The 8,159-nt window shown below is 54.1% G+C and carries 9 protein-coding genes; 8 read left to right on the top strand and 1 reads right to left on the bottom strand.

Annotated features, from left to right (window positions below; translation table 11 throughout):
* Positions 1–60: 60 nt before the first annotated feature.
* The 7 genes from rpsM (at position 61) to rarD (ending at position 6,335) form a co-directional block, all read left to right on the top strand.
* On the top strand, positions 61–429 hold the full coding sequence (gene rpsM / locus Q0O07_RS02565; RefSeq protein ID WP_295489960.1) for a 30S ribosomal protein S13: 369 nt from the start codon (positions 61–63) through the stop codon (positions 427–429).
* Between the two features lie 57 nt (positions 430–486).
* The gene (gene rpsK, locus Q0O07_RS02560; protein ID WP_125229604.1) at positions 487–876 is read left to right on the top strand and encodes a 30S ribosomal protein S11; all 390 of its coding nucleotides are present in this window, start codon (positions 487–489) and stop codon (positions 874–876) included.
* A gap of 100 nt (positions 877–976) precedes the next feature.
* Positions 977–2,038, top strand: a complete 1,062-nt coding sequence (locus Q0O07_RS02555) for a DNA-directed RNA polymerase subunit alpha (protein ID WP_295489958.1) — start codon at positions 977–979, stop codon at positions 2,036–2,038.
* Between the two features lie 168 nt (positions 2,039–2,206).
* Positions 2,207–2,620, top strand: a complete 414-nt coding sequence (gene rplQ, locus Q0O07_RS02550; RefSeq protein ID WP_295489956.1) for a 50S ribosomal protein L17 — start codon at positions 2,207–2,209, stop codon at positions 2,618–2,620.
* Positions 2,621–2,909: 289 nt separating this feature from the next.
* A complete protein-coding gene (locus tag Q0O07_RS02545) occupies positions 2,910–5,030 on the top strand; it encodes a prolyl oligopeptidase family serine peptidase (RefSeq protein WP_295489988.1) in 2,121 nt (706 codons plus the stop codon).
* Positions 5,031–5,187: 157 nt separating this feature from the next.
* Positions 5,188–5,409, top strand: a complete 222-nt coding sequence (locus Q0O07_RS02540; protein WP_295489954.1) for a hypothetical protein — start codon at positions 5,188–5,190, stop codon at positions 5,407–5,409.
* A gap of 29 nt (positions 5,410–5,438) precedes the next feature.
* A complete protein-coding gene (rarD, locus tag Q0O07_RS02535) occupies positions 5,439–6,335 on the top strand; it encodes an EamA family transporter RarD (RefSeq protein WP_295489952.1) in 897 nt (298 codons plus the stop codon).
* A gap of 9 nt (positions 6,336–6,344) precedes the next feature.
* Here the strand turns inward: rarD and pyrC are convergent, their stop codons facing one another.
* Positions 6,345–7,388, bottom strand: a complete 1,044-nt coding sequence (gene pyrC / locus Q0O07_RS02530) for a dihydroorotase (RefSeq protein WP_295489950.1) — start codon at positions 7,386–7,388, stop codon at positions 6,345–6,347.
* A gap of 38 nt (positions 7,389–7,426) precedes the next feature.
* Here pyrC and Q0O07_RS02525 point away from each other — a divergent pair, with 38 nt between their 5' ends.
* Positions 7,427–8,149, top strand: a complete 723-nt coding sequence (locus Q0O07_RS02525; protein ID WP_295489948.1) for a folate-binding protein — start codon at positions 7,427–7,429, stop codon at positions 8,147–8,149.
* Positions 8,150–8,159: the final 10 nt, after the last annotated feature.

Below are 8,159 nucleotides of genomic sequence, written 5' to 3'. Positions count from 1 at the left end.
CATCAGCGTTGAGATAGGGTTTGTCCTTTCGGGGGCACCTGTGGAGCAGGAGTAAATAAATTGGCACGTATTGCCGGAGTTAACATTCCAACCAACAAGCGCGTGATCATTGCGCTTACCTACATTCACGGTATCGGCCGCACTAAAGCCGTCGAAATCGCGACTAAGCTAGGAATTGATCAAAGCCGTCGTGTGCAGGATCTTTCGGATGCCGAAGTTCTGCAAATCCGCGAAACCATCGATGCGGGCTACACCGTAGAAGGCGATCTTCGCCGTAACACATCGATGAACATCAAGCGTTTGATGGATCTCGCCTGCTACCGTGGCCTTCGCCATCGTAAGGGTCTCCCCGTCCGTGGTCAGCGCACGCATACCAATGCGCGCACCCGTAAGGGCAAGTCCAAGGCAATCGCGGGCAAGAAGAAGTAATCATTGGCTTTCGCCTGATTATTTTTTCTTCGCATTTTCGAATAGGATACACATTATATGGCACGCGAACCACAACGCATTAAAAAGCGGGAGCGTAAAAACATCTCGGCAGGCGTCGCGCACGTCAATGCCAGCTTTAACAATACGATGATCACGATCACCGATGCCCAAGGCAACGCGATCAGCTGGTCTTCAGCAGGAACCATGGGTTTTAAGGGCAGCCGCAAGTCGACCCCTTACGCAGCGCAGGTTGCCGCAGAAGATGCCGGCAAGAAAGCTGCTGAACATGGCGTTCGCACGTTGGAAGTCGAAGTTAAGGGCCCCGGTTCCGGTCGTGAATCCGCGCTGCGCGCTTTGCAGGCGGTCGGTTTCACCATCACCTCGATCCGCGACGTGACATCGATCCCGCATAATGGCGTGCGTCCTTCCAAGCGTCGGCGCGTCTAAGCATTTGTTTCAGGGGCGGCTGTTCAGTCGTTCCTTCTTTTACCCGCAACCCGGCGCGGTGCACCAAACTGCCGGTTTTGCAAAACCCAAGGGGAAATCCATGTCCGTCAATATCAAGAACTGGCAGGAACTGAAAAAGCCCAACGCGCTTGAACTCAAGTCAGGTAGCGATGCGAAGCGTAAGGCTGTATTTGTTGCCGAGCCGCTTGAGCGTGGCTTTGGCTTGACGCTCGGTAATGCGCTGCGTCGCGTATTGCTCTCATCGTTGCAGGGCGCAGCGATTACGTCGATCAAGATCGAGAATGTGTTGCATGAATTCTCGTCGCTTGCCGGCGTGCGCGAAGATGTTACTGACATCGTGCTCAATATTAAGCAGGTCGCGTTGAAGATGGAGGGCGAAGGTCCAAAGCGTCTTCAGCTTTCGGCCACCGGCCCGGGCGCTGTAACCGCTGGCGACATTGCCGTGTCGGGCGACATCCAAGTCATGAACCCTGACCTCGTCATCTGCCATTTGGATGATGGTGCGACGTTGAACATGGAAATCACTGCCGACAGCGGCAAGGGCTATGTTCCTGCGGTTGCCAATCGCCCTGCGGATGCGCCAATCGGCCTTATCCCGGTCGACAGCCTGTATTCACCCGTACGTCAGGTTGCGTACAAGGTTGATAATGCCCGCATCGGTCAAGAATTGGACTATGACAAGCTTTCGCTGACTATCGAAACCGATGGTACTGTAACCCCAGAAGACGCCGTGGCTTATGCCGCACGTATCCTTCAGGACCAATTGCAGGTATTCGTCCACTTCGAAGATTCAATGGCTGCATCTTCGCCGATGATCGGCATGGCTGCACCTTCGGCTTCTTCCGAAGAGTCGGATGCAAACCAGCTCAACCGTTATCTTCTCAAGAAAGTGGACGAGTTGGAATTGTCGGTACGCAGCGCAAACTGCCTCAAGAACGACAACATCATCTACATTGGAGACCTCGTTCAAAAGAGCGAAGCCGAAATGTTGCGTACGCCTAATTTCGGTCGCAAGTCGTTGAACGAAATCAAGGAAGTATTGTCGTCAATGGGCTTGCGCCTGGGCATGGACATTCCTGGATGGCCGCCAGAAAATATCGAAGAAATGGCCAAGAAGCTCGAACAAGAGCTGCTCGGTTAAGAATATTTGGGCCGAAGCAGTGCTTTGGCCCAACATACAGGGAAATGGCCGCCCTTAAACGGCCAGGATCGGGGTACCTGATACGGCCCCCCTACGAACGACCGATCCCTTCAGGGAAAGTGGGAACCGGTTTCCCGCCCGGAAGGGTCGGCAAGAAAGGAATATAATATGCGCCATAAAGTTGGCCACCGTAAGCTGCAGCGTACAACGTCGCACCGCACCGCGATGCTTCGCAACATGGCAGCGTCGCTGATTAAGCATGAACAAATCAAGACGACTTTGCCAAAGGCGAAGGAACTGCGTCCTTATATCGAAAAGCTGATCACGCTTGCGAAAAAGGGTGGCCTGTCCAACCGTCGCCTCGCGATGAGCCGTTTGATGGACGATACGCAATTGGTGAAATTGTTCGACGAACTGGCAACACGCTATGCCGACCGTAGCGGTGGTTATAGCCGCGTGATCAAGGCTGGCTTCCGTGGTTCGGACGCTGCACCAATGGGCGTCATTGAGCTTGTTGACCGCAATGTTGATGCCAAGGGTCAAGACAGCGGTCCAGTCGAAGTGTTGGACGACAGCGAGTAAACGCGTCGCAGCTGAGAAATTCAAAAGGGCGGTATCCGGAAGGGTGCCGCCCTTTTTCTTTGGCTCAGGCTCGGGCCACGATCTTGCGACTGTTACATGTCCGCTTTTAAGCATCTCAGCCATGCGAGACATCTGATCAATACATTCGATGAAGGTGCGATTATAACGCACGGATGGCGCGCAATATGGTTGGCGTTATCTGGCTGACGCTTTAGGCCTAGGATAAAGAATTGAGAGTTGGGGAAATGAAATTATGCGAAGTGCACTTTTGCTTGGGGCTGCCATTATGATGACGCCATTTTCGTCTATGGCGCAGGCCAAGGACGCAGCAACTGCCGACGTCACTACCGAGCTGAAATATCCGAAAACCAAGACCGTCAATGTCGTCGATGAACAATTCGGCGTGAAGGTTGCAGACCCCTATCGCTGGCTTGAGGATGATGTCCGCGTCAATGCCGAAGTCGCCAATTGGGTAAAAGCACAAAATGCCGTCACCGACGCTTATCTGGAAACTTTGCCCGGTAAAAAAATCCTTGCCGACCGGATGAAGAAGCTGTTCGATTATGAGCGCTTTGGTTTGCCCGAAAAGGCAGGTGGCTATTATTTCTTTAACAAAAATGACGGGCTGCAAAACCAGTCGGTTTTATATGTGCGTAAAGGGCTGACGGGCGCGGACCGTGTGTTGCTTGACCCGAATGGCTGGGCAAAGGATGGCGCGACTGCGCTGGATAGCTGGGTGCCTTCGCAAAATGGCAAGCTGCTCGCTTATGCCATTCAGGATGGTGGTTCCGACTGGCGCACGATTAAGGTGCTGGATACCGCGACTGGCAAAGTTTTGGCCGACGAAATCAAATGGGCCAAATTCACGAATATAAGCTGGGTGGGTAATGCAGGGTTTCTCTATTCCCGTTTCGCCGAACCCCAAGAAGGCGCTGCCTTTCAACAGCTGAATTATAACCAGACGGTTTACTATCATAAAATCGGCACGCCACAGTCGGAAGACAAAGCGATTTACGCGACGCCTGATAAACCCGAATATGGGCATAGTGCGCAGGTGACGCATGATGGCAAATGGGCGGTGATCACCACCTCGTCCGGCACAGATGAGAAATATGAGCTGCACATCATGCCGCTTGGCAAAAACCCGACTTGGAAGGCGCAGCCTTTGGTCAAGGGACTGGAGCATGATTGGGGCCCTATCGAAGGCATGGGTAATATATTGTGGTTCACTACCAATAAGGATGCGCCAAAGCTGAAGGTCGTTCGCGTCGATCTGGGAGCGAAGACGCCAGTGTTCGCTGACGTCATCCCAGAGCGCCCAGAAACCCTGTCTCGGGTGCAAATCGTGGGCAATCGCATGATCCTGTCGTACATCAAGGACGCCAAGTCTATGGCGCTGATGACGGACCTTGCAGGGAAGCCTATTCAGGAAATCGCACTGAACGCGATTGGCACTGCTAGCGGCTTTTCCGGCACACCGGGCGACGCAGAGACATTTTATGGCTTTTCCAGCTTTAATCAGCCGGGCGCCGTCTACCGGTTTGATAGCAACAGCGGGGCATCGACGCCATTTGCGGAACCGAAGTTGAGCTTCAACCCGCAAGACTTCAACGTCAGCCAAGTATTTTACCCGTCAAAGGACGGCACGAAGATTCCGATGTTCATCGTCCATAAGAAGGACCTTGATCTGTCCCACGGCGCGCCGACATTGTTATACTCTTATGGCGGGTTCAACATTTCGCAGACGCCCACTTATTCGGCAACGCGAATGGCATGGCTCCAGTCTGGCGGCGTATTTGCACTGGCAAACATTCGTGGCGGCGGAGAATATGGCAAGCCATGGCATGATGCAGGTCGCCTGATGAACAAGCAGAATGTTTTCGACGATTTTGCGGCGGCGGCGGAATATCTGATCGCCAGTGGCATTTCGGCCAAGGGCAAGATTGCAATCGAAGGCCGCTCCAATGGTGGCTTGCTGATCGGCGCATCCCTGAACCAGCGACCTGATCTATTTGCAGCGGGACATGCCGCCGTGGGTGTCATGGACATGGTTCGTTTTGACCGGTTTACCGCAGGTCGTTACTGGGTCGATGATTATGGCTATCCAAACAAGGAGGCCGATTTCAAAATGCAGATGACCTACTCGCCCTATCACAACATCAAATCAGGATTGGAATATCCTGCCGTCATTGTGTCGACCGCTGATACGGACGACCGGGTGGTCCCGGGCCATAGCTTCAAATATATCGCGGCCCTTCAAGCTGCGGAAACCGGAAGCAAACCGAAAATTATTCGTATTGAAAGCCGTGCGGGCCACGGGTCGGGTAAACCAACCGACAAGGTGATCGATGAATATTCGGATATTTACGCATTCTTGGCAAAGTGGACGGGTCTTACATTGACCGAGTAATTGTTCATAAAAATTTCAATTTAGATGAACGGATGCTGGTGGCTCAACCCAGCATCCGGTCAAGCCGAATGGGCTAGGCCCTGACCCTAAGGCGCTTGTCATCTTTTGCCACATCGCTTTACTTGCCACCCCGCCCAAAACTCGCCACAGTCTGTATATGGCAAATTTGATCGCATTCCTTCTGGGCCTGATTGCCCTTATTCTGGCTTTCATCGGGTTCATCCCGTTTCTGGGATGGCTGAACTGGTTCATCATTTTGATCGCCGGCGCGGGTGCGTTGTTCGGGTTTATCTCGCAGAAAAATGGCGGCCGTAATTTTTGTCTGGTGGTTATGGCTATTTGCGCCCTTCGCCTCTGGATTGGCGGCGGCATTATCTGACCCTCAATGGAGGGCGGGGGCTTTAAAATATGGCAGATGATAAACAAACCGCGCAGCCCAGCGGTCTGCCTTATGCCATATCGGCCTATCTGATCTGGGGCTTCGTGCCTGTATATTTTAAGCTTTTGAGCCATGTGCCGCCAATAGCCATTGTGGCACAGCGGATCTTATGGTCGATCCCCTTGCTGCTGGTCATCATGGCGTTTCGTAAGCAGTTGCACGAATATGGCGCGATTTTCCGGCACAAAGCACATTTACGAAACCTGCTCGCTTCCGCAACGTTGATTGCGATCAATTGGCTTATTTATATCTGGGCGGTGTCTACCGATCACATATTGGCCGCTAGCTTGGGCTATTATCTTAATCCCTTGGTGAATGTGCTTCTCGGGCGACTTTTTCTAGGTGAGCGGCTTCGTCCGCTGCAAATGGTGGCTGTCGCGGTTGCCGCCATTGGTGTGGCGATTCTTATCGGCGATGCGCTCGACACATTATGGGTCTCGGTATCCTTGGCCTTCAGCTTTGGCTTATATGGTCTCATCCGCAAGATAACGCCGGTTGGCTCTGTACCGGGCCTTGCCATTGAAACGACGTTGCTGGCGCCCTTATCGCTCGGCGCAGTGCTGTGGTATGCGCAGGCTGGCACGGGCGGGTTCGGCGATGACTTCACCACATCTGGGCTGCTAATCCTTGCGGGCGCGGTGACCGCTATCCCGCTGCTGATGTTTGCAACGGCGGCGCGGCGGATGAGTTATGCCAGCCTCGGCTTCGTGCAATATATCGCGCCTTCAATTGCATTTTTATTGGGTGTCTACGCTTATGGTGAACCGTTAAGCACGACCAAGCTGGCGTGCTTTATCCTGATCTGGGCCAGCATCGCGATATTTTGCGCTGATGCGATCAAAACCTATAGGGCTGCGAAGGCCTAGGCTCTGGCTTTAAGCCCGATACCGCCAGCGCAAAGTTTCGCCTGCGTGAAAGGGCACGACCGAAACGCCATCCAACGCAAGCAGCTGGGGAACCGGTGTGTCCACACGTTCCAGCGTCACACGGTCCTCATTCAACGGCAGGCGGTAAAAACGCGGACCGTTTTCTGAGGCGAAGGCTTCAAGCTTGTCCAATGCGCTTTCTTCCTCAAAAACCGCAGCATAGCTTTCCATTGCAAATGGCGCGTTAAAGATACCGGCGCAGCCGCAGGCACTTTCCTTGGCGGATTTGTCATGTGGCGCGCTGTCGGTGCCAAGGAAATATTTGGCGCTGCCCGATGTTGCGGCCTTGCGCAGGGCAAGCCGGTGCACCTCACGTTTGGCCACGGGCAGGCAATAAGCATGCGGGCGGATGCCACCTTCGAACATGGCGTTGCGATTAATGTGCAAATGCTGCGGTGTGATTGTGGCGGCGATGTTGTCGCTGGCATCGTCAACAAAGGCGACTGCATCTGCCGTGGTGATATGTTCAAAAACGACGCGCAGGTCTGGCAAATCGTGGACCAGCTTTGACAGAGTGCGTTCGATGAACACGGCCTCTCGGTCGAATATGTCGACATGTGAATCGGTGACTTCGCCATGAATGAGCAACGGCATGCCGATGCGCGCCATATGTTCAAGCGCGGGCATGATGTTGGCGATGTTGGTCACGCCATGGGCGCTTCCGGTCGTTGCATGGGCGGGGTATAACTTCGCTGCGGTAAATACGCCCTCGGTAAAGCCTCGCGCCAGTTTTTCGCCGTTCGACGTGTCGGTAAGATAGGCCGTTATCAAAGGCGTAAAGCTTGTCCCTTGCGGCACAGCGGCCAATATGCGGTCGCGATAGGCTGCGCCGGCTTCCACCGTCGTTATCGGCGGCGACAGATTGGGCATGACAATGGCACGCGCGAATTGCGCTGCCGTATAGGGCACAACGCTGCGCATCACCGCATTATCGCGCAAATGGACGTGCCAGTCGTCGGGACGGCGGATGGAAAGAATCATCTGGTCGGTCATGGCTTTCTTTTAAGCATCCGAACCCCTATCTGTCACCTATGCGAAACACCCGTCTATTCGACCGTCATGTCGTCCGTCTGTCCCCCACCGAAACCGGAGAAGATGTGCGGCAATTCCTGCAAGGGCTCGTGACGCAGGATACCGCAGCTATGATGCCCTTATGGGCGGGCCTGCTGAGCCCGCAGGGCAAGGCGTTGTTCGATTTCCTGTTATGGTCAGATGGTGATGATGTGCTCATCGATTGTGAGGGCGCGCAGGCTGAGGCGCTCGTTCGGCGGCTTTCAATCTACCGGTTGCGGCGCAAGATTTCGATTGTTGTTGATCCGACCTATGCGGTTTTTTGGAATGCAGACGGTAGCGGTGATCCGCGTCATCCGGATATGGGCGAACGGTGGATTGGAACGCCTGCGGATGATGATGTGGACGTCAGCGCCGAATATCGGGCGCATCGGCTGGCCTTGGGCATAACGGAAGGCGTGGCAGAGCTTGGAAGCGAGCAAACCTTATGGTTGGAGACGAATGCCGTGGAGTTAAACGGTGTGTCCTTTTCAAAGGGATGTTATGTCGGGCAAGAAAACACGGCGCGCATGAACTGGCGGCAAAAGGTCAACCGGCGACTGGTGGTCCTACCGTTGGAAAATGCCGACCTTAGCCGCCAGCGGTGCGCCTATCCTGAACTTGGCCTGTCGGTGGAGTTGCGCCGTGTCGAGGATATGGATCTGCTCAATCTGCCCGAATGGCAGCGCGCTGCGATTGTTTAGGGTTCTGATC

The organism is Sphingorhabdus sp. EL138 (assembly GCF_945890115.1).
Lineage (GTDB): Bacteria > Pseudomonadota > Alphaproteobacteria > Sphingomonadales > Sphingomonadaceae > Sphingorhabdus_B.
This window is presented reverse-complemented; position numbering and strand designations above follow the sequence as displayed.